Origin of the sequence: Roseovarius azorensis (assembly GCF_900109455.1) — a bacterium.
In the GTDB taxonomy this organism is placed as follows: Bacteria; Pseudomonadota; Alphaproteobacteria; order Rhodobacterales; family Rhodobacteraceae; genus Roseovarius; species Roseovarius azorensis.
The window spans coordinates 163440-183045 of the sequence record NZ_FOAG01000003.1 but is presented as its reverse complement, the minus strand read 5'-3'; the positions used below and the strand labels follow the sequence as shown (position 1 = coordinate 183045).

At 64.8% G+C, this 19606-nt stretch carries 22 protein-coding genes; 19 read left to right on the top strand and 3 right to left on the bottom strand.

Features of this window, described 5'->3' with window-relative positions; genetic code table 11:
* Positions 1-5 precede the first annotated feature (5 nt).
* The 13 genes from BSG08_RS06335 to BSG08_RS06275 all read left to right on the top strand — a co-directional run bounded on the left by BSG08_RS06335 (position 6) and on the right by BSG08_RS06275 (position 12094).
* The gene (locus BSG08_RS06335; protein ID WP_175544710.1) at positions 6-890 is read left to right on the top strand and encodes an iron-siderophore ABC transporter substrate-binding protein; all 885 of its coding nucleotides are present in this window, start codon (positions 6-8) and stop codon (positions 888-890) included.
* Entirely contained in the window at positions 887-1780 is an 894-nt protein-coding gene (locus BSG08_RS06330; protein WP_175544709.1) for an ABC transporter substrate-binding protein, read from the top strand. Before BSG08_RS06335 ends, BSG08_RS06330 begins: the two co-directional genes overlap by 4 nt.
* Positions 1777-3753 (top strand): Fe(3+)-hydroxamate ABC transporter permease FhuB, encoded by a 1977-nt coding sequence (fhuB, locus tag BSG08_RS06325; protein ID WP_093033791.1) that lies wholly within the window; start codon positions 1777-1779, stop codon positions 3751-3753. Before BSG08_RS06330 ends, fhuB begins: the two co-directional genes overlap by 4 nt.
* A gap of 159 nt (positions 3754-3912) precedes the next feature.
* Positions 3913-4371 carry a hypothetical protein gene (locus BSG08_RS06320; protein WP_093033788.1) on the top strand — a complete coding sequence of 153 codons (459 nt, stop codon included), beginning with the start codon at positions 3913-3915 and terminating at the stop codon, positions 4369-4371.
* A complete protein-coding gene (locus BSG08_RS06315; RefSeq protein WP_425439263.1) occupies positions 4368-5048 on the top strand; it encodes a MotA/TolQ/ExbB proton channel family protein in 681 nt (226 codons plus the stop codon). The genes BSG08_RS06320 and BSG08_RS06315 overlap by 4 nt, the downstream gene beginning before the upstream one ends.
* A complete protein-coding gene (locus BSG08_RS06310) occupies positions 5041-5424 on the top strand; it encodes an ExbD/TolR family protein (RefSeq protein WP_093033785.1) in 384 nt (127 codons plus the stop codon). The genes BSG08_RS06315 and BSG08_RS06310 overlap by 8 nt, the downstream gene beginning before the upstream one ends.
* Complete coding sequence (locus BSG08_RS06305; RefSeq protein ID WP_093033781.1) at positions 5421-5807, top strand: ExbD/TolR family protein; 387 nt, start codon at positions 5421-5423, stop codon at positions 5805-5807. Before BSG08_RS06310 ends, BSG08_RS06305 begins: the two co-directional genes overlap by 4 nt.
* Positions 5804-6856, top strand: coding sequence for a TonB family protein (locus BSG08_RS06300; RefSeq protein WP_093033777.1), 1053 nt, complete (start codon positions 5804-5806; stop codon positions 6854-6856). The genes BSG08_RS06305 and BSG08_RS06300 overlap by 4 nt, the downstream gene beginning before the upstream one ends.
* Positions 6857-7294: 438 nt before the next feature.
* Complete coding sequence (locus BSG08_RS06295; RefSeq protein WP_093033774.1) at positions 7295-7789, top strand: Lrp/AsnC family transcriptional regulator; 495 nt, start codon at positions 7295-7297, stop codon at positions 7787-7789.
* Positions 7790-7952: 163 nt separating this feature from the next.
* Entirely contained in the window at positions 7953-9095 is a 1143-nt protein-coding gene (locus tag BSG08_RS06290) for a glycine cleavage T C-terminal barrel domain-containing protein (RefSeq protein ID WP_093033771.1), read from the top strand.
* A 41-nt stretch (positions 9096-9136) separates the two neighbouring features.
* Positions 9137-9589: an OsmC family protein gene (locus tag BSG08_RS06285; RefSeq protein ID WP_093033768.1), complete on the top strand. Its 453-nt coding sequence runs from the start codon at positions 9137-9139 to the stop codon at positions 9587-9589.
* A gap of 22 nt (positions 9590-9611) precedes the next feature.
* Complete coding sequence (locus BSG08_RS06280) at positions 9612-10412, top strand: enoyl-CoA hydratase (RefSeq protein ID WP_093033765.1); 801 nt, start codon at positions 9612-9614, stop codon at positions 10410-10412.
* Positions 10413-10417: 5 nt separating this feature from the next.
* Positions 10418-12094, top strand: a complete 1677-nt coding sequence (locus BSG08_RS06275; protein WP_175544716.1) for an acyl-CoA synthetase — start codon at positions 10418-10420, stop codon at positions 12092-12094.
* 408 nt (positions 12095-12502) lie between these two features.
* Here the strand turns inward: BSG08_RS06275 and BSG08_RS06270 are convergent, their stop codons facing one another.
* Positions 12503-12703 (bottom strand): hypothetical protein, encoded by a 201-nt coding sequence (locus BSG08_RS06270; protein ID WP_093033759.1) that lies wholly within the window; start codon positions 12701-12703, stop codon positions 12503-12505.
* 286 nt (positions 12704-12989) lie between these two features.
* Here BSG08_RS06270 and BSG08_RS06260 point away from each other — a divergent pair, with 286 nt between their 5' ends.
* Entirely contained in the window at positions 12990-13604 is a 615-nt protein-coding gene (locus BSG08_RS06260) for a histidine phosphatase family protein (RefSeq protein ID WP_093033753.1), read from the top strand.
* Here the strand turns inward: BSG08_RS06260 and BSG08_RS06255 are convergent.
* On the bottom strand, positions 13588-14196 hold the full coding sequence (locus BSG08_RS06255) for a DUF1989 domain-containing protein (RefSeq protein WP_093033750.1): 609 nt from the start codon (positions 14194-14196) through the stop codon (positions 13588-13590). The two genes, BSG08_RS06260 and BSG08_RS06255, sit on opposite strands and share 17 nt — an antisense overlap.
* A 34-nt stretch (positions 14197-14230) precedes the next feature.
* Positions 14231-15112 carry a tRNA (adenosine(37)-N6)-dimethylallyltransferase MiaA gene (gene miaA / locus BSG08_RS06250; protein ID WP_093033746.1) on the bottom strand — a complete coding sequence of 294 codons (882 nt, stop codon included), beginning with the start codon at positions 15110-15112 and terminating at the stop codon, positions 14231-14233.
* A 456-nt stretch (positions 15113-15568) separates the two neighbouring features.
* On the opposite strand from miaA, the gene pyrH reads away from it, so the two are divergent.
* The 5 genes from pyrH to dxr are packed head-to-tail and all read left to right on the top strand — an operon-like array spanning position 15569 to position 19600.
* Complete coding sequence (gene pyrH, locus BSG08_RS06245; RefSeq protein WP_093034282.1) at positions 15569-16300, top strand: UMP kinase; 732 nt, start codon at positions 15569-15571, stop codon at positions 16298-16300.
* Positions 16301-16348: 48 nt separating this feature from the next.
* Positions 16349-16912 (top strand): ribosome recycling factor, encoded by a 564-nt coding sequence (gene frr, locus BSG08_RS06240; protein WP_093033743.1) that lies wholly within the window; start codon positions 16349-16351, stop codon positions 16910-16912.
* A 2-nt stretch (positions 16913-16914) separates the two neighbouring features.
* On the top strand, positions 16915-17655 hold the full coding sequence (locus BSG08_RS06235; protein ID WP_093033740.1) for an undecaprenyl pyrophosphate synthase: 741 nt from the start codon (positions 16915-16917) through the stop codon (positions 17653-17655).
* Positions 17652-18431, top strand: coding sequence for a phosphatidate cytidylyltransferase (locus tag BSG08_RS06230; RefSeq protein WP_093033737.1), 780 nt, complete (start codon positions 17652-17654; stop codon positions 18429-18431). The genes BSG08_RS06235 and BSG08_RS06230 overlap by 4 nt, the downstream gene beginning before the upstream one ends.
* Entirely contained in the window at positions 18428-19600 is a 1173-nt protein-coding gene (gene dxr / locus BSG08_RS06225) for a 1-deoxy-D-xylulose-5-phosphate reductoisomerase (RefSeq protein WP_093033733.1), read from the top strand. The genes BSG08_RS06230 and dxr overlap by 4 nt, the downstream gene beginning before the upstream one ends.
* Positions 19601-19606: the final 6 nt, after the last annotated feature.

Genomic DNA, 19606 nt, shown 5'->3' with positions numbered 1-19606 from the left:
TGACCATGCAACACTGGCTTGCCAGTCTTCTGATTCTGATCACGCTGTCTGCAAATGTCGTGCGCGCGCAAGATGTACCGCCCGACCGCATCGCGGTGCTGAGCTGGGCGCTCGCGGAACTGGTGCTGGAGCTTGATATAGCCCCCGTGGGCGTGGCGGATATGGCAGGCTACCGCAAATGGGTGCGTCAGCCTGCGCTGCCCGAGGGCGTCACCGATCTGGGTCTGCGTCAAGAGCCGAACATCGAGCGGCTGGCAGATCTCGCCCCCGACCTGATCCTCGCCTCCGATCAACAGGCCGACCTTGTGCCGGTGCTGGAACGGATCGCGCCGGTGTGGGTGATACAAGGGTTCGACACCGCGCAGGACAATGCCGCCGCCAGTCGCACGGCCTATCTCGACCTCGCGCACCTGATGGGCCGCGAGACGCTGGCCAAGGAGCGGCTTGCCACGCTCGACGCCCGGATCGCGGCGGCGGGTGCACGAGTGTGGGATCATTTCGGCGGCGCGGTGCCGCCGATTCTGCCGATCCGGCTTCTGACATCCGAGAGCCTGCGCCTGCATGGTGCAAATTCCATGGCGCTGGCTGCGCTCGAGGGGATGGGCCTGCAACACGCGGCACCGGGCAGGCCGACCGAATGGGGCTTCGTGCAGAAGCGGGTCGAGGAGTTGGCTCTTTTCGACGAGGCCATCGTGCTGCAAATCGAGCCGTTCCCGGAGAAAGACGCACTCTACGCCACGCAGATGTGGCAGTTCATGCCCTTCGTGCGCGGTGGCCGTTATGCCGAGGTCCGGCCGGTCTGGACCTTTGGCGGCGTCTTTTCCTTGGGTTATCTGGCGGATGCCTTTGCCGAGGCGCTGGTCTCGCTCGATCCGGAGGCGGCGCGATGAGGCATATCATCGTTTTGGTCTTCCTGTTCTGGGGCGGTCTGGTCCATGCCGGGGCGCTCACGGTCGAGGATCGCCGGGGCGCGCAGCGTTTTGACAGTTCGCCCGAGCGCATCGCGGTGCTCGACTGGGCGCTCGCGCAGCAGGTGCTCGATCTGGATGTCGTACCTGTGGCGATGCCGGAAATCGCACTTTATCGCGATTGGGTGGCAGAGCCCGCGATCCCGCCCGAGGTCATCGATATCGGTCGGCGCGGTGCTCCCGATCTGGAACGTCTGGCGGCGCTCGGCCCGGATGTGATCCTGGTCTCGGATGTGGCCCCGGCGGATGTGGCTCGGCTTGAACGCATCGCGCCGGTGCTGGTTTTCGACACCTTCGACGCCAGCCATGACAATATCGCGGCGGCGCAGCGCATCTACCTGATGCTGGCCCGGCTTTTCGATCGAGAAGCGCTGGCTCTGGCCCGACTCGACGCAATGGCCCGCGAGATCGAGCATCTGGCGGATGACCTGCGGCACCGGCGCTTTCGGCAGGTGGCGATCATCCGGCTCAATGACGCGGCGACGATCTGGGTCTACGGCGAGAATTCCTTTGCCGTAGCGGCACTGGAGCGTCTGGGACTTGAGAATGCCTTGCCGCAACCTCCGAGTCGCTGGGGTGTTGCGCAGCGCCCACTCGATACCCTGGCCGAGGTCACGGACGGCGCGTTGCTCGCGATCCGGCCGCATGGCCCTGGCGCGGAAGTCTTCGATAGCCCGGTCTGGCGATTTCTTCCTGCCGTGGCCCAAGACCGCTTTGCCGAGATGCCGCCGCTCTGGAGTTATGGCGGCATTCTGACGCTTGGCCGTCACGCGCGCGCGATCAGTGCGGCGCTGATCTCGCTTGCGCCATGACGGACAGGCGCATCGCCCCGCGCGCCACGATGATCGGTGCGGTCTTTCTTGCCGTGGCAGTGGCGCATCTGGCGGCGGGCACTGATCTGGAGGTGTCGCGCATGGTGGCACTCGTCCTCGGGGCCGAGCCCGGCGCCTTCGCCGATGTGCAATTCACACATGCCGTCCTGCCGCGCCTCGCCATGGCGCTCTTGTGCGGCGCGGCGCTCGGGCTTGCGGGCAGTCTATTTCAGCAACTGACCCAGAACCCGCTTGCCGCCCCGCTGACGCTCGGCGCGGCGTCGGGCGCTTGGCTGGCGCTGGTGATCGCCACGCTGCTCCTGCCCACGCTTGCAACGGATCGAGCAGAATGGGTGGCGTTCGCAGGCGCATCACTGGCGTACAGTCTCGTTGTGGCAATCTCTGGCCTGCGCGGGCTGATCGGGCTCAGCGCGGTGCTGGCGGGTATGGCGGTCAACCTTCTGTTCGGGGCCATTGCCGCCACGATCGTGCTGTTGCAAAGCCCCTATTTCGGGCATCTCTTCGTATGGGGAGCGGGCGATCTGGGGCAGTCGGGCTGGGACAAGGTGACATGGCTCACGCCCCGTCTGTTGCCCTTGCTCGTGGCATCCTTCCTGCTCGGGCGCGGTCTGACACTCCTGCGCACCGGGGCGGAGGGGGCCGAGGCGCGCGGCCTGCCGCTCGCCCCTTTCCTCGCAGTTACCGCCGGGCTGGCGCTTGGCCTGACGGCGCTTGCGGTGGCGGCGGTGGGACTCATCGGCTTCATCGGACTTGTCGCGCCCAATCTCGCCCGCTTCGCGGGTGCGCGGCGACCGCGGGCGGAGCTACTGATGAGCATGGGGCTGGGTGCGGGGCTGCTTTTGGCGACCGATCTTCTGGCGGTACTGGCCAATCAGGTGACACGCGATCTGGTGCCGAGCGGTGCGATGACGGCACTCGTCGGCGCACCGGCGCTCATCTGGCTCATGCGGCGCAGGCTGGGGGCGGGGGATCAGGCGATCTACCGATTGCCACCCGGACCTTCGCGTGTTGCTTTCGTCGTCTGGTTGGGTTTGGCAGTGGCAGCAGTGGCCATGACTCTTGCGGCACTCACGGTAGGGCGCGACGAGGCAGGCTGGCAAGCGGCATGGCCCACGATGCTCACGCTGGAGTTGCGCTGGCCTCGCGTGCTGGGTGCGGCTGCTGCGGGACTCGCGATGGCGCTTTCGGGCGTCATCCTGCAACGGTTGATCCGCAACCCGCTGGCCAGCCCCGACATTATGGGGATGACGGCGGGGGCGACTTTCGCGCTTGTCGGCACGGCGATCCTCGGTGGCGGTTCGATCCACGAAGCGGGGGCGGGCACGGCCATCCTCGGCAGTCTTCTGGTGCTTGGCCTGCTCTTATGGCTTGGGCGGCGGCACGGTCACGCGCCGACCGTGCTGGCGCTTGCCGGCATCGCGCTCGCTGCCTTGCTCGATGCGTTCGTCAAGGTCGCGCTCGCGGCAGGCAGCGAGGACAGTTATGCGATCATCGGCTGGCTTGGCGGCTCCACCTACCGGGTTACGGCGCGGGAGGCGTGTCAACTCGCCCTTGCCGCACTGATGGGCCTCGGGCTGGTGCTCCTGCTGCGGCATTGGCTGACATTGTTGTCGGCGGGTGATGACACGGCGCTGGCGCGGGGCCTGTCTCTGCGGCTGGCGCGACCCCTCTGTCTGACGTTGGCGGCAGCGCTCGCGGCGCTGGTCACGGCCTGGCTGGGGCCGGTGGCTTTCGTGGGACTTTTGGCGCCACATGCTGCCGTCATGCTGGGCGGGCGCCGGGTGGCGGCGCAGGCGCTGGTGGCGGGCGGCATAGGGGCGATACTGATGGTCGGTTCGGACTGGCTGGGGCGCATGGCGCTCTTTCCGATGCAACTGCCAGCAGGCTCTGTGGCCTCGGTTCTGGGCGGCGGCTATTTCATGTATCTCCTGATGCGTCGCAAGCTGTTGTGAGCCGACATGCAGCGGCGATACTTGACTCTTTTGCTCGTGAAACGGTAAGGGGTCAATGATACGCGACCCCGCCGTCGCGCAAATCCCACAGACCGTGCCAGCCATGCGCCAGCCATGCGGTTCTTGTTTCTCCGGACCCGGGGATGAAAGGAGCATGCCATGACCGCGCCGCGCCGCGTCATTTCCCGCCTTGCGGGTGTCCTATCGGGCGCGACCCTCGCCCTTGCGATGCCAGTTTTGGCGCAAGAGACCGATACCGCCGGATCGCCGCAACTCGGCCTCGCGCTCAACACGGTGACCGCGACCGAGACGGGGGGCTGTCGGCTGACCTTCGTCATTCGCAACGATCTGGGGGCTGCGATTGAGAAACTGGTTGCCGAGGCGGTGCTTTTCGATGCCGAGGGGCGTGTCGCCACGATGACGCTCTTCGATTTCGGCACCCTGCCCGAGGGGCGTCCGCGCGTGCGGCAATTCGACCTCTCCGGTCAGTCCTGCGCGGGGATTGGCGAGGTTCTGGTCAACGGCATCGGCACCTGCGAGGGTGCGGATCTGTCGCCCGACGCCTGCCTTGAGGGGCTGCGCCTCTCGACCGACACGGATATCGAGGTGACGGGATGACCGGACTCAGCGCCATGATCGAGCGTCTTCGCGGGCTGATCGAGATGGGCGGGCCGGTGATCGCCATCATCGCGCTCATCTCGGTGGCAGCGCTGGCGGTCGTGTTCTACAAATGCTGGCAGTTCCGTGCCTCTGGCGTGGGTCGGCATCTGGCCCTGCGCGCTGCCGTCAGCGAATGGGACCGGGGCGAGACACATGCCGCGCGCCGCACTCTGGACACCTCGCGCAGCTATCTGGCACCGGTGATCGCCCGCGCCTTCGAGACACAGGACGCCCGCGATACCGCCACCACACGGCGGATCGAGGCCGAGGCCGAAGCGCGGTTTTCCCGGCTCGAACGCGGTTTTCGTTTTCTCGACACGGTGGCGCAGGTGGCTCCGCTGCTGGGTCTGTTTGGCACCGTTCTTGGCATGATCGAGGCGTTTCAGGCGCTGCAATCGGCGGGCTCACAGGTTGATCCGTCGTTGCTGGCGGGCGGCATCTGGGTGGCGCTCCTGACCACCGCAGCCGGGCTAGCCGTGGCGATGCCCGCCTCTGTGGTGCTATCATGGTTTGAATCACGCATGGCCGAGGAGCGCGCGCTGGCCGATCACGCGCTCAGCGTGGTGCTGCGCCCCGACAACCGCGCGACGCAGGCCAGTGCGTCACAGGGCCGGGCGGTGCCCCAGAGTGCGTAGCGCTCCCTTCAAGCGGCGCAAACTGTCTCTCACCTCGCTCATCGACGTGATCTTTCTGTTGCTTCTCTTCTTCATGCTGTCCTCCACGTTCTCGCAATTCTCCGAGGTGGACCTGGCTACTGCCGGGGCAGGGCCGGTTGGCGGCGCCGAGGTGCTGCCCGTTTTCGTGCAACTGCGCGCCGATGGCTTGAGGGTGAACGCGCGCGAGGTGACGCTGAAGACCTTGCCCGAGACGCTCGCTCCGCTGATCGAGGGTGGGAAGGCGCGCGTGCTCGTGAGCATGGGCGCGGATGTCACGGCGCAGCGGTTGACCGATCTTCTGCTGGTGCTGCGTCGCGTGCAGGAACTTTCCGTGCAGGTGCTTGTGCCGTCATGAGACGCATCGCCCCCCGATTTCGCCGCGAGCCCACGATTGCGCTGATCAATATCGTCTTCCTGATGCTGATCTTCTTCATGGCCGCCGCGACGCTGGCCCCGCCGCTCGACGGCGATCTGCGACTGGTGCGCACTGCCGATCTCGATGGGCGCGCGCCGCCCGATGCGCTGGTCGTCCATGCCGACGGTCGGCTCACCTATCGTGGCGCGGCGCTGCCCGATGCCGATGCCTATATCGTGAGGCTACCCGACAATGCGCGCGAGATCGTTCGCATCGTGCCCGACGCCGACTTGTTCGCGCAGGACCTTGTCCGACTGGGAGAAGAGCTGCGCCGAGCCGGAGCCGGGCGCGTGGTGATAGTCACCGAACGAGGGCTGCAATGATCCGCACATCGCGTCTTGTTCTATGGCTGTGCGCTGGAGCGGCCCTGGCGATACACGGCGGGGGGCTATGGCTGTCCGAACCTCGCAGCGCGATCGAGATCGAGAGCGGGGCAGGGACCGTCGAGGTCATGCTGGGCAGCAGTTTCGCGGATATGGTGGCGGGGGCGGCGCAGCCCGTCTCGAACAGCACGGTCACGCCGAACCCGAGAACTGAGGAGGTGCTCAGACCCACCGAGCCAGGAGAGGCTTTGCGCCCGGATACTGCCGGAACGATCGCGGCGACCGGGCCCCGGGAAATGGCCGAGACGGCAAAACCGGAGGCGGTCGCAGGGATCACGCCACCGGATGAGCGCGCGTCAGCAGCGGTGGTCGAAGCCAGCGAGCCGGTTCTGTCTGTGCGCAGGACCGAGTTGGCACCGGCGATGCCGACCGCGCCACCGGCCAACGCCGACGCACCCGTGGACGCCATGCGCCCGGCCCCTGCCATGACACCGACACGCGCCGGCGGGCAGGTCGCCGAAGCGACCCCAAAAGAGGTGATCGAGGCTGCACCGGAGACGGGGGAGGGGTTGCAGGTCTCGCGTCGGCCCCAACCGCGTCCGCGCGAGATAGAAAAGGCCGAACCCGCGCGTCAAGCCACTGAACCTGAAAGGAAAACAGAAGTGCGGGGCTCGTCCGGCAACAATGCCACTCGCGATGCCTCGCGCGGCAGCATTGCCGGTCGCGAGACTGCCACCGCCACCCGCGCGGGCCACGATACCCGGAACCGGAGCACCGAGCAGGGCAACGCGGCCGTCAGCAATTATCCCGGCCAGGTGATGCGTCATCTCGCCCGCGTGCCCCGCCCCCGCGCTGAGACCCGTGGCGCGGCGCTGGTGCAGTTCACCATCGCCGATGGCGGGCGTCTGGCCTCTGTCGGGCTCGCGCGCTCTTCCGGTTCCAGCCGGCTCGACAACGCCGCGCTGACCGTGGTGCAGCGTGCCGCTCCCTTCCCCGACCCGCCGCGCGGCGCACAGCGCAGCTTTTCGGTCAGGATCGAGGGGCGGTAGCGATGATTCGTGCCATGTATGTGTCCGTCTGGAGATCCGCCATGCGATCGCATTCCGTGTCGATTTCGACCTCGTCACCATCGCGGAGATGGGCAGTGACCTCGACAGCGCGCCCTCATGAGCCGATCCACCGAATGAGGAGGTCCTGCTGGCGGTTCTGAGCGGGTGGTCTGAGATCCATCCCGGAACCGGTATTCTGCGCGACATTGGCGTGTGCGTGAGCGCGGACTTGATAAAATACCACCGGATCTGAATTTTCTCATTTGCAAGGGCCGCCGGGCGATGAACAGAATAGGCCCTCGGCGCTGCCGTCCTGCAAGTGGTCGTAAAAGATCGAGCCAGACACGTCTCAGCGCGGCAAGGTTGGCAAGATCGGGTTTGATCGCGCCTCTGGCGCCGGGCTGGCCCAACTTGATGTATCGCTCAAGAGAGTTCCGGATGAACGAAAAACATGGACTGGACGCGGCGGATATCCGCATTCTGAGTGCGGTGCAGAAACATGGCCAACTGAGCAAGACCAAGCTTGCTGAAATGGTGAATCTGTCGCCAACGCCTTGCTGGGCCCGCCTGAACCGGCTGCGTGCGGCGGGTTTCATTCGGGGCTATCATGCGGACATCGCGCTCGACCGGGTCGCGGATGTCACGCAGGTGATCGTGACCGTTTCGCTCAGGCACCATCGCAGAGCGGATTTCGAGCGATTCGAGAGCCATATCCGCAAAATCGAGGAGATCACGCACTGCATCGCGACGGGCGGCGGGATGGATTACGTGATGAGCGTGTTCGTACCCAGCCTCGCGCAGTTTCAGGGGCTGATGGATGACCTGCTTTCGGCCGATCTCAGCATCGACAGATATATCACCTATATCGTGACCCGGCAGGTGAAGGCGGGGTCGCCGAATCTCGGCAAGCTGGCGAGCCGGGCCGCCCGTTAGGGACGTGCGACCAGTTGGTCTTTTGCGTGGCTCGAAAATGGTCCGGGCAGGCTCGTTGGAGGCCGGTTTTCAGGACACATGCAGGAACGCGACTCGTTAGGTTCGCCCAAGTATTCAAATGGACCACGGCCGCTCCGGCAGGTGCTGAACAAGGGTGAACGACATGACGCAGCTAGATGATTTCGGCTTTGGGACTCAGATCCGCAAATCTCCCTATTTCGACGCCACCGCGCGTTGGGGGGCGAAGGGGTTTTCGGTTTACAATCATATGTATATCCCGCGCGACTTTGGCGATCCGGAACAGAATTTCTGGAACCTCGTTAACGACGCGATCCTGTGTGACGTGGGCGTGGAACGGCAGGTCGAGATCACCGGACCGGATGCCGCGCGCTTTACCCAGATGCTGACGCCGCGCGATCTGTCGACCATGGCCGTGGGACAGTGCAAATACGTCCTGATCACCAATGCCGAGGGCGGTATCCTCAACGATCCGATTCTGCTGCGGCTGGGGGAAAACCATTTCTGGCTGTCGCTCGCGGATAGCGACATCCTGCTCTGGGCGCAGGGTGTGGCGGTGCATTCCGGTTTCGATGTCACGATCCGCGAACCGGACGTGTCACCGCTGCAGTTGCAGGGGCCGAAATCGGGCGAGATCATGCGCGCACTCTTTGGCGACGGCATCATGGATCTGCGCTATTACTGGCTGCGCGAGGCGGAACTCGACGGAATTCCGCTGATCGTCTCGCGCACCGGCTGGTCGAGTGAACTGGGCTACGAGCTATATCTGCGGGACGGTTCGCGCGGCGATGCGCTGTGGGAGAGGATCATGGCCACCGGCGTACCGATGGGGCTCAAGCCTGGGCACACCTCGACCATTCGCCGGATCGAGGGTGGGATGCTGTCCTACCACGCGGACGCGGATATCAGCACCAACCCCTATGAACTGGGCCTGGACCGGCTGGTCAATCTGGACATGGAGGCAGAGTTCATTGGCAAGTTCGCCCTGCAACGCATCCGCGCTAACGGGATCACACGCAAGCAGGTCGGTCTGCAAATCGGCGGTGCGCCGCTTGCCGGGCCGAACACCACCTTCTGGACCATCAACCACAACGGGGCCTGCGTGGGCAGAGTCACCTCTGCGATCTACTCGCCGCGCCTGCGGCAGAACATAGCGCTGGCCATGGTTTCGGTGGACTGTGCGGGACCAGATACCGAGTTGGAGGTAGTGACCCAATCCGGCGGGCGCACGGCAACGGTGGTGGAACGGCCTTTCTATGACCCCAGAAAAAGCCTCGCCGTCGCGTGACATGCGTTTCCCGGACCCATCACAGAATTACAGGCCACACCATGTCCGACCTTGCCATCGAGCTGCATTGGCAGCGCGCCGAGTCTGCCTTGCAGAGCGGTCAATATTCCAACGCACATACGGTGCAATACAACAACACCTCTCACGAGGTGCCGGTGGACGCCGCCCCAGATTGGGGCGGTGATCCGGACCACACCAACCCCGAACAGGCGCTCGCCTCGGCGCTGTCGAGTTGCCACATGATGACGTTTCTCGCGCTTTCGGCCAAGGCCGGTTGGCCAGTGGCGAGCTATCACGACTACGCGGTCGCCCATCTTGGCAAGAACGCGCGGGGACAGATGTCGGTGGCGCGGATCGACCTGCACCCGGTGGTGCGGTTCGACACCGGCTTTGCCATCGACGCCAAGGCGCTTGCCGAGATGCAGCACCGCGCGCATCGCTACTGCTTCATCGCCAACACGCTCGCCGAGAGCGTGGAAATCAACATTCTCTGAACTTTCGGGAAGGAACAAAGCCGTGCGAGACCGAGATATTCTGCTGCGTGCGTCGGGGGAAGACGGCATTCTGCGCCTGACCCTGAATGACGCGCCGCGCCGCAATGCGCTGTCAGAGGCGATGCTGGCCGCGCTGGGTGCCGCCTTGGACGAGGCGGGCAGAGACCCGGCGGTGCGCGTGATCGTTCTGGCCGCAAACGGCTCGGTTTTTTGCGCCGGACATGACCTGAAGGAAATGACTGTCGGGCGTGCGGCCCCGGATGGTGGCCGCGCCTATTTCGCACAGATCATGGCACGGTGTTCGGGCGTCATGCAGGCGATCGTGACCTGCCCCAAGCCGGTCATCGCCGAAGTCACGGGCATCGCCACCGCGGCGGGTTGTCAGTTGGTGGCAAGCTGCGATCTGGCCATCGCGGCAGACACTGCAAAATTCAGCACGCCGGGCGTGCATATCGGGCTGTTCTGCTCTACGCCGATGGTGGCGCTGTCCCGAAATATCCCGGACAAGCACGCGATGGAGATGCTGTTGACCGGTGACATGACATCGGCTGCCCGTGCTGCCGAGATCGGGCTGGTCAACCGCGCCGTCGCCGAGGGCGACCTGCGGGAGGCCACGATGGAGATGGCCCGCAAGATTGCGTCGAAATCCAGCATGACGCTTGCGACTGGGAAACGCGCCTACTATGCACAGCGCGAGATGCCGCTGGCTGAGGCCTATGATTACGCCTCGAAGGTGATGGTCGAGAACATGCTCGCCCGCGATGCCGAGGAAGGTATCGGAGCTTTCATCGAAAAACGCGCGCCCGCCTGGCAGGATCGGTGAGGCGGATCGTGGACAATCCTTATGACATCGGCCTTGACCGGAATCCCGCGAACTTCCAGCCGCTCACCCCGCTCAGCTTTCTGGACCGCGCCGCCAGCGTCTTTCCCGATCACACGGCGATCATTCACGGGCCGCTGCGGCGCAGCTATGCACAGTTCCATGGTCGGTCCCGGCAGCTGGCATCGGCGCTCGTGCGACGTGGCATCGGGCGCGGCGATACCGTTTCGGTGCTGTTGGCCAATACCCCCGCGATGCTGGAATGTCATTACGGCGTGCCGATGTGTGGCGGTGTCCTGCATTCGATCAACACGCGGCTAGATGCCCGGATCATCGCGTTTCAACTCGATCATGCGATGACGCGCATCGTGATCGTGGACCGCGAGTTCATACCGCTGATGCAGGAGGCGCTTGCGCTGACCAAGGTGACGCCGCTGGTCATCCAATACGATGATCCGGAATTCTCCGGGCCGGGGGGCTGTGACGATGCGCTGGATTACGAGCAATTCCTCGCGTCGGGAGATCCCGAATTCGCATGGCTGATGCCGGAGGATGAGTGGGACGCCATTGCGATCAACTACACCTCGGGCACGACGGGCGATCCCAAGGGCGTGGTGTCGCATCACCGGGGCGCGTATCTGCTGGCGCAGGGCAATGCGCTGACCACCTCGATGGCGAAACACGCCGTCTACCTGTGGACGTTGCCGATGTTTCATTGCAACGGCTGGTGCTTTCCCTGGACCTTGTCGGCGATCATCGGCACGCATGTCTGCCTGCGGCAGGTGCGGGCAGAGCCGATCTGGCAGGCCCTGACCCAGGAAGGCGTGACGCATCTGTGTGGTGCGCCCATCGTGATGTCGCTGCTCATCTCGGCACCCGAAGAGGTCAAGCGACGGCTGGATCATCGGGTGCAGTTCTTTACCGCCGCTGCTCCGCCGCCCGAAAAATTGCTGGCGGACATGCAGGCAGCGGGGTTCGGCGTGACCCATCTCTATGGTCTGACCGAGACCTACGGCCCGGCGGTGGTCAACGAATGGCACGGTGCATGGTCCGATCTGCCTCCCACAGAGCAGGCCATGCTCAAATCCCGTCAGGGAGTGCGCTATCTGCCGCTGGAGGGGCTGGAGGTCATGGACCCCGAAACCATGGCTCCGGTCCCGTCTGACGGTGAAACGATGGGCGAGGTGATGTTTCGCGGCAACGTGGTGATGAAGGGATATTTCCGCAATCCGCAGGCCACGCAAAAGGCTTTTGCCGGGGGCTGGTTTCATTCCGGTGATCTGGGGGTGGTGCATCCGGATGGCTACATCCAGCTCAAGGACCGGTCGAAGGACATCATCATCTCGGGCGGCGAGAACATTTCCTCGATCGAGGTCGAGGAGGCGCTTTACCGTCACCCGGCCGTCGCGGTCGCCGCTGTCGTTGCTATGCCGCACGAGAAATGGGGTGAGACGCCCTGTGCCTTTGTCGAACTGGCCATGGGACAAACTGTTGAGGAAGACGCATTGCGGGAATGGTGCCGCGATTATCTTGCCCCCTACAAGGTGCCAAGCCGTTTTGTCTTTATGCCGATTCCCAGAACCGCGACCGGCAAGATCCAGAAATTCGTTCTCCGCGAGCGGGTGAAGGATCTGGAACAGCCCCGGAGCGCTCGCCAGCATGAGAGGGACGGCGCGGCAGGGTGATGCGGCGCTGGCCGCCCGCGCAGCCTGCAAAGCGTTGATGACCAAGTCAGGCGCTCTTCCAACCTGCACATGCACCGATTTGCATCGTCTGTTTTCTCGAAGCGGCAACGAGGCGCGTGGCCTGACCAACCGTCGTTCGATGGCAGGGTCTTGCCCATGCTGGCCATTTCACCCCACATGGCCGGAGTTTTTTTCCGGGGCGAGACCGGCGATGTGGAAAATGTCTTTTTGTAACAGGCCGCGATGACCGGGCGCTGGAAAGGCACGCCCCGGGTCTGGTCCCCGACCTGGCCGTTGGTCGTCAGTGCGTGGCAGAAACCGCCGGGCCATGCCTTTACTCGCCGGTCTCGCCCGACTCCAATGTGCCAGGGCCCCGACGCGGCTGAGCCGGATCGCGCCTTGCCTGTGTTACCAGCGGTATTTCCGGGCCACGAGGCGTTGCAGCTTGTCTGCGGAGCGGGCGGCGATGCTATCGGAGAGAGGTTTCGTCTTGTCGGTTGGTTGGGAAAACGGACGTTCCTCGATCCTCTGCGCGGCCATTTTGTCGATACGCTCCAGCAACGCGCCATCAACCGTTCTGTCATCACCAAACCGGAATACCTTGCCCATTGTGATTCTCCCCTCGGATCATCCCCGATTTCTTTCCACCGGGAATGAAGTTAGCATCCCATTGCGCGTTTACGTATTGGGGAAATCCCGTAATGCGGGAAATGCCATGCCGGCGGATCTTTGATCATGCGGCGGGCGCTGGTATTCTGCGCGTTGACAACGGCACGATTGCGCAATCCGGTGCGCAGGCCATGCAGGATCGGACAGAAAAGGTGTTACAGCTTCGCGATGAAATCCACGCCCCCGGTCCGGTGTCAGATATGCAGGCGCCGGGGAGGAGGGGCTAATGCCGGTCGGCTGGCCCGAAGTCTATGTGCTGCGCCATGGGCAGACAGAATGGAATGCCGTCGGGCGCATGCAGGGCGGGCAGGACAGCGCGCTTACCGGCGAGGGCCGGGCGCAGGCGGTGCGGCAGGGGCGGATCCTGGCGGGCTGCGATCTGAATGGCTTTGAGGCGTGGTGCAGCCCGCAGGGGCGCGCGATCGCCACGGCGGCGGTTGCGGTGGTGGGGCGGGTGGCGCATGTCCGCACCGATGACCGGCTGCGCGAGATCGGTGTGGGCGAATGGGAGGGGCGGCTGCGGCGGGAGATCCCGGAGCTTGCCGGGGCGGAGGATGCGGATGGCGTCGGGTTGCAGGGCTATGATCTGGCGCCGGGTGGCGAGGGGCTGGCGGCGCTGGAGGCGCGGTGCCGCGATTTTTTGCGGGACCGCAGCACGCCGATGGTGATCGTGACCCATGGCGTCACCTCGCGCGTGCTGCGGCTTCTGCTGACGGGGCGGCCCCTGTCGGAGATCGACCGCATTGGCGGCGGGCAGGGGGTGGTGTATCACCTTGCGGGCGGCGTGCAGCGGGTGCTGGATCAGGCGGCGCTGTCCGGGCCTGTCAGCCGCGCCCGATGATCTCGAAATGCGCCTCGGTGGGCGCGAGTGACGCGCCGTTGATCGGCAGGATGTCCTGGGGGCAGGCGGACATCGCGACCACGCAATCCATCGCCGCGCGCAGCACCACGTAATCGCCCGGCTTGCTGAGCGGTTCGCCCCAGGCGGTGTTGCCAGCCCCATCGACGGGAATGTTCATCCACAGGTTCAGCGGGCTGGGGCATTCGGGCGCGGTCAGGCCAAGCTGGCGCAGGGCGGCGTGCAGGTTGTCGGTGCAATTGTCGTGATATTCGGTGCAGCCCAGAAGGCCGTAGCGGTAATCGTCGCAGGCGGCGATGAGGGTGTCGTGACGACCGGGCGAGGTGTCTTTCTCGAGATGCAGGATCGGGCGGCGGCGGTTGGTGACGAGCGCGTCGCCAGAGCGTGGAAAGATGCGGCCTAGGGTAGGGCGGATATGTTCCATCGACATGAATTCGGTCATGTCATCGGCGCTGAAGGCCCAGGTGTCCACCACCTGCGCGCCGTGGGTGTTGATGATGCGGATCGCCTCGCCCGCGTTGAGGCGGGCGGCCTTGCCGCGGCGGGCGGGGATGGTGTAACGGGTCGGGGTCATGTCGGGCCTTTCTGTAATGTCGGTTCGCGGCAGTCTACAATGTTTCGGCGGCGATGTGCCGCCATGTTTTCATTCTTGCGCGAAACCATGTGCGTTGCCGCTTGGCATATTGGCGGGTGGCGATGGTGGCGGCCTCGCGCGCCTCATCCAGCGTGATCTCGCGACGCAGATGCGCCACGAGTTCCGGCGCACCGATGGCCTTGGAGGCTGGGCGAGCGGCGTCCCATCCGGCAAGGTTGGCGCGTACCTCGTCCAGTGCGCCCGCCGCAAGCATGGCGTCGAAGCGGCGGGCGATGCGGGCATTCAACCAGTCCTTGCCCGCCTCGACCAGCAGCTGCGTGCAGGCGTCGGGCGGCAGGAGGGGGGGCGGTGTCGCGTCCTGCCATGTCGCAAGACCGCGCCCGGTGGCGTGCAGCACCTCCCACGCGCGTTGCACGCGCATCGGATTGCGGGCGTCGATGCGGGCGCGGGTTTCGTCGTCGATATCCGAAAGTAGCCTGTCCAGCCCCTCGGTCTGGCGCAGGCGGTCGGCCTTGGCGCGCAGTTCGGCGGGTGTTGCCGGTATATCGGCCAGACCTTCGGTCAGGGCCGAAAAATAGAGTCCGGTGCCGCCCACGATAATGAGGCGCTCGGGGCCATGCAGTAGTGCTGCGAGTTCGCGCAGCCAGTGGCCGGTGGAATACTCTGTCTCTGGCGGGACATGGCCATAGAGCGCATGCGGCAGCGCCGCCTCGTCTGCGGGGTCTGGCCGCGCGCTGAGAATCCGCCAGTTGGCATAGACCTGAAGCGCATCGGCATTGACGATCACGCCACCCTGCGCTTGCGCGATCGCCATGGCGAGCGCTGATTTACCGCTGGCGGTGGGGCCGGCGATCAGCAACGGGCGGCGCGGGTCTATGTCCTGCGGGATCTCCATATGTCCCGGTTATCCAAGATGGGGCCGTTTGACGAGATGCTTTGCGCCTCAGATCGGTGACACCCTCCTGCCGGTCCTGTCAGAATGTCAGATGTCTCCTGCTTGAGGCCCTTTTACTCCTCTCCGGCTCCGGACCGCCCTGCGCCTCCTGCACTGACCTTGCGCCCCGGTCTTTGGCCCCTGCCTGCGATGACATGTCATCCGGGGCAGGTCATAACCGCCCGCCATGTCCGGCAAGGGGGAACGCTGAAAGCCAGCCGTTTCGAGTCCTGTCCGCCCTCTCTCTCGTGCTCTGGAGCGCTCAGAGACTTCCGCCCGGACTTTTCGACCCCGACCCCGGATGGCAGCCCGGAGCGCTTTTGCGCCTTTTCCAGATGCCCGCCGGTTTCCGCGATTGCACCTTGGTGACATTTGCGACATTTTGCGCGCGACCAATATGACGCAGCGGAGATCACCATGACCAGCCCCGACCCTGTCCGAGCCAAGTTCAGCCGCGTCATGCTCAAGATTTCCGGTGAGGCGCTGATGGGGGATCTGGGCTATGGCCTGCATCCGCCAACGGTCGAGCGGATCGCGCGCGAGGTCAAGATCGTGCATGATCTGGGGGTGGAGATCTGCATGGTGATCGGCGGCGGCAACATCTTTCGGGGCCTGCAGGGCTCCGCGCAGGGGATGGAGCGCACGACCGCCGATTACATGGGAATGCTCGCCACGGTGATGAACGCGCTGGCGATGCAGAGCGCACTGGAAAAGCTGGGCGTGTTCTGCCGGGTGATCAGCGCAATTCGCATGGATGAGGTGGCAGAGCCCTATATCCGCCGTCGCGCCGTGCGCCACCTGGAGAAAAAGCGCGTCTGCATCTTTGCTGCGGGCACCGGGAATCCCTATTTCACTACCGATACGGCGGCGACGCTGCGCGCCAATGAAATGGCCTGCGAGGCGATCTTCAAGGGGACCAAGGTGGACGGGGTTTACGACAAGGATCCGATCAAGCATGCCGATGCCAGGCGGTTCGACCGCGTCACCTATGACGAGGTTCTGGCGCAGCATCTGGGGGTGATGGATGCCTCTGCGATTGCGCTGGCGCGCGACAATAACCTGCCGATCATCGTGTTTTCGCTGGATGAGCCGGGCGGGTTCAAGGGAATTTTGGCGGGTGAGGGCACCTATACAACCGTCCACGGTTGAGGCTAAAGAGGGTGCAACTGACGTGACCGCAAGAGGGACTGTACGACTATGGCGGAAGATATCGAAATCGACACGGGCGCGCTGGAGCGGCGGATGGAAGGGGCGATCAGCGCCCTGAGGACAGAATTCGCCTCGCTGCGCACCGGTCGCGCCTCTGCCTCGATGCTGGAACCGGTGATGGTTGATGCCTATGGCCAGAAGACGCCGATCAATCAGGTGGGCACCGTGAACGTGCCCGAGCCGCGCATGGTCACGATCAACGTCTGGGACAAGGGGCTGGTGGGCAAGGTCGAGAAGGCGATCCGCGAGAGTGGTCTGGGGATCAATCCGCAACTCAACGGCACGATCATCATGCTGCCCATTCCCGAACTGAACGAGGAGCGCCGCAGGGAACTGACCAAGGTGGCCTCGCAATATGCCGAACATGCGCGCGTGGCAGTGCGCAATGTGCGCCGCGACGGGATGGATCAGATAAAGAAGGCCAAGGCGGACGGCATGTCGGAGGATGACCAGAAATTCTGGGAGACTGAGGTGCAGGATCTGACCGACAGGTTTATCAAGCTGGTGGATGAGGCGCTGGACCACAAGCAGGCCGAAATCATGCAGGTCTGACCATGACGTATGCGCCTGTGGCAGAAAAACAGTCTGGCAGTGATGGTCCGCGGCATGTGGCGATCATCATGGACGGCAATGGCCGCTGGGCGCAGGCGCGCGGGCGACCGCGGCTTTACGGGCATCACGCCGGTGCGCGGCGGGTGCGCGAGATCGTCGAGGCATGTCCGGTCCTTGGGGTCAGGTATCTGACGATATTCGCCTTTTCCACCGAGAACTGGAAGCGGACCCAGACCGAGGTTGCGGGTCTCATGAGCCTTTTCCGTCGGTATATCATGAAGGAAATGCAGGAATTCGTGCGCGAGAATGTGCGCGTTCGGTTCATCGGCGACCGGCACCGGCTGGATTCCAAGCTGCGCGTGCTGATGGATGAGGCCGAGGCGATGACCGAAGCCTGCACCGGGCTGAACCTGACCATCGCGCTTAATTACGGCGGACGTGACGAGGTGGCGCGCGCCACAAAACGGCTGGCGCTCGATGTGGCCGAGGGGCGGCTGAAGCCCGAAGATGTCGATCTGGAAACACTGCCGCGTTATCTGGATACCTGCGTGCTGCCCGATCCCGACCTGGTGATCCGCACCAGCGGCGAGGCGCGGATTTCCAACTTTCTGCTCTGGCAGTCGGCCTATGCGGAATATGAATTCATCGACACGCTCTGGCCGGATTTCACGGCCGAGATATTTGCCGAGGTGCTGCTGCAATACGGCACGCGCGAGCGCCGGTTCGGCGCTGTGTCCGCATGAGCGTATCGGCGCGCTGGTCTGACCTTGCCCCGAGGATGCTGTCGGGGGTGGCGATGATCGCGCTCGGGGCATGGGCGATCTGGATCGGTGGGGTGGTGTTCGCGGCGCTGGTCTGTGTTCTGGCCGGGTTGATGATATGGGAGGGTGCGCGGATGTTCGGCGCGCCAGATTCCATGCGCTCGGGTGTGCTGGCGGTGGTCGCAATGGCGCTGGCGCTTTGGCTGCCGGGGATGTTGGTGTTGCCGCTGCTCGTCTCGGCGGGGCTGGTGGCGGCAAGCAGCATCGAGCGCGAACGGGGCCCGTTTCTGGCTCTTGCACTGTGGTCGCTCCTGGGATGCTATGCCATGGGCATGCTACGGGCCGAGGCGGGGTTGATCTGGGTGCTTTGGCTGGTGGCGGTCGTGGTGATTTCTGACGTGGCGGGCTATTTCGCGGGGCGGATGATCGGCGGGCCGAAATTCTGGCCGCGTTTCAGCCCCAGGAAAACATGGTCGGGCACTGTTGCGGGCTGGGTCGGGGCGGCGGTGATCGGCCTGATTTTTGCCGCGCCTACCGGAGCGGGGCTGGCGCTGGTACCGGTGTCGGTGCTGGTGGGGTTTGCCGGGCAGATGGGCGATATTGCCGAGAGCGCGGTCAAGCGCCTGCGCGGGGTCAAGGACAGCTCAAACCTCATTCCCGGTCATGGTGGCGTGCTGGACCGCTTCGATGCGATGCTGGGCGCGGCGCTGGTGGTGGTGATCCTGTGGGTTCTCGGCCTGTTGCCGGGTGTGGCATGAAACGGATTTCCATTCTGGGCGCGACCGGCTCTGTCGGGCAGAGCACGATCGATCTGATTGTCCGCGCGCCGGAAGAGTATCAGGTCGTGGCGCTGACCGGTGGGCGCAACATTGCGCGGCTGGCGGCGGATGCCGTGGCACTGAACGCCGAGGTGGCGGTGACCGCGCATGACGATCTGCTGGCCGATCTGCGCGCCGCGCTGACGGGATCGGGTATTGCTGCTGCGGCGGGTCCGGCGGCGCTGATCGAGGCCGCCCGCCGCCCGGCGGATTGGGTGATGTCGGCGATCGTCGGCGCTGCGGGGCTGGCTCCTGGTCTGGCGGCGCTGGAGGAGGGCGCGACACTGGCGCTGGCGAACAAGGAATCGCTGGTCACCGCCGGGCCGCTGATGATCGAGACGGCGCGACGCTCCGGCGCGCGCATCCTGCCGGTGGATAGCGAACATTCGGCGATCTTTCAGGCGCTGGCGGGCGAGGACCGGGACGCCGTTTCGCGGGTGATCCTGACGGCGAGCGGCGGAGCGTTCCGTGACTGGCCGCTGGACCGGCTGGCGCAGGCGACGGTGGCAGAGGCGTCATCCCACCCCAACTGGGACATGGGGCAGCGGATCACGATCGACAGCGCCTCGATGTTCAACAAGGCGCTCGAGATGATCGAGGCGCGCGAGTTCTTTGACTTTGCTCCCGATCAGATCGAGGTGCTCATTCATCCGCAATCCATCGTGCATGCGCTGGTGGGGTTCCGCGATGGCGGGCTGATGGCGCATGTCGGTCCACCCGACATGCGCCATGCGATCGGCTACGCGCTTAACTGGCCCGAGCGACAGGCGCTGCCCGTCGAGGCGCTGGATCTGGCGGCTGTCGGCAGGCTGGATTTCCGGGCACCGGATCTGGCGCGCTATCCTGCGCTGCGGTTGGCGCGCGAGGTGATGAGGCGGCGGGGATTGTCTGGAGCGGTCTTCAACGCCGCCAAGGAACGTGCGCTGGATCATTTTGTCGCGGGGCGGATCATGTTCACCGATATGAGCATGGTGGTGGAGGAAGTTCTGGAAGCGCTTTCCGATACGCCCGAGGCGTGCGGTGCCGGGTTGACCCTTGATGTTGTGGCCCGGATGGACCATCTGGCAAGGATGCGCGCCGATCAGGTTGTTACTGCACGAAGAACATAAGGATAC

What these genes read in the sequence shown, in the direction of transcription:
- BSG08_RS06335 (WP_175544710.1), top strand. Translation starts at nt 6, where the DNA reads ATGCAACACTGGCTTGCCAGTCTTCTGATTCTGATCACGCTGTCTGCA.
- BSG08_RS06330 (WP_175544709.1), top strand. Translation starts at nt 887, where the DNA reads ATGAGGCATATCATCGTTTTGGTCTTCCTGTTCTGGGGCGGTCTGGTC.
- fhuB (WP_093033791.1), top strand. Translation starts at nt 1,777, where the DNA reads ATGACGGACAGGCGCATCGCCCCGCGCGCCACGATGATCGGTGCGGTC.
- BSG08_RS06320 (WP_093033788.1), top strand. Translation starts at nt 3,913, where the DNA reads ATGACCGCGCCGCGCCGCGTCATTTCCCGCCTTGCGGGTGTCCTATCG.
- BSG08_RS06315 (WP_425439263.1), top strand. Translation starts at nt 4,368, where the DNA reads ATGACCGGACTCAGCGCCATGATCGAGCGTCTTCGCGGGCTGATCGAG.
- BSG08_RS06305 (WP_093033781.1), top strand. Translation starts at nt 5,421, where the DNA reads ATGAGACGCATCGCCCCCCGATTTCGCCGCGAGCCCACGATTGCGCTG.
- BSG08_RS06300 (WP_093033777.1), top strand. Translation starts at nt 5,804, where the DNA reads ATGATCCGCACATCGCGTCTTGTTCTATGGCTGTGCGCTGGAGCGGCC.
- BSG08_RS06295 (WP_093033774.1), top strand. Translation starts at nt 7,295, where the DNA reads ATGAACGAAAAACATGGACTGGACGCGGCGGATATCCGCATTCTGAGT.
- BSG08_RS06290 (WP_093033771.1), top strand. Translation starts at nt 7,953, where the DNA reads ATGACGCAGCTAGATGATTTCGGCTTTGGGACTCAGATCCGCAAATCT.
- BSG08_RS06285 (WP_093033768.1), top strand. Translation starts at nt 9,137, where the DNA reads ATGTCCGACCTTGCCATCGAGCTGCATTGGCAGCGCGCCGAGTCTGCC.
- BSG08_RS06270 (WP_093033759.1), bottom strand. Translation starts at nt 12,703, where the DNA reads ATGGGCAAGGTATTCCGGTTTGGTGATGACAGAACGGTTGATGGCGCG.
- BSG08_RS06260 (WP_093033753.1), top strand. Translation starts at nt 12,990, where the DNA reads ATGCCGGTCGGCTGGCCCGAAGTCTATGTGCTGCGCCATGGGCAGACA.
- BSG08_RS06255 (WP_093033750.1), bottom strand. Translation starts at nt 14,196, where the DNA reads ATGACCCCGACCCGTTACACCATCCCCGCCCGCCGCGGCAAGGCCGCC.
- miaA (WP_093033746.1), bottom strand. Translation starts at nt 15,112, where the DNA reads ATGGAGATCCCGCAGGACATAGACCCGCGCCGCCCGTTGCTGATCGCC.
- pyrH (WP_093034282.1), top strand. Translation starts at nt 15,569, where the DNA reads ATGACCAGCCCCGACCCTGTCCGAGCCAAGTTCAGCCGCGTCATGCTC.
- frr (WP_093033743.1), top strand. Translation starts at nt 16,349, where the DNA reads ATGGCGGAAGATATCGAAATCGACACGGGCGCGCTGGAGCGGCGGATG.
- BSG08_RS06235 (WP_093033740.1), top strand. Translation starts at nt 16,915, where the DNA reads ATGACGTATGCGCCTGTGGCAGAAAAACAGTCTGGCAGTGATGGTCCG.
- BSG08_RS06230 (WP_093033737.1), top strand. Translation starts at nt 17,652, where the DNA reads ATGAGCGTATCGGCGCGCTGGTCTGACCTTGCCCCGAGGATGCTGTCG.
- dxr (WP_093033733.1), top strand. Translation starts at nt 18,428, where the DNA reads ATGAAACGGATTTCCATTCTGGGCGCGACCGGCTCTGTCGGGCAGAGC.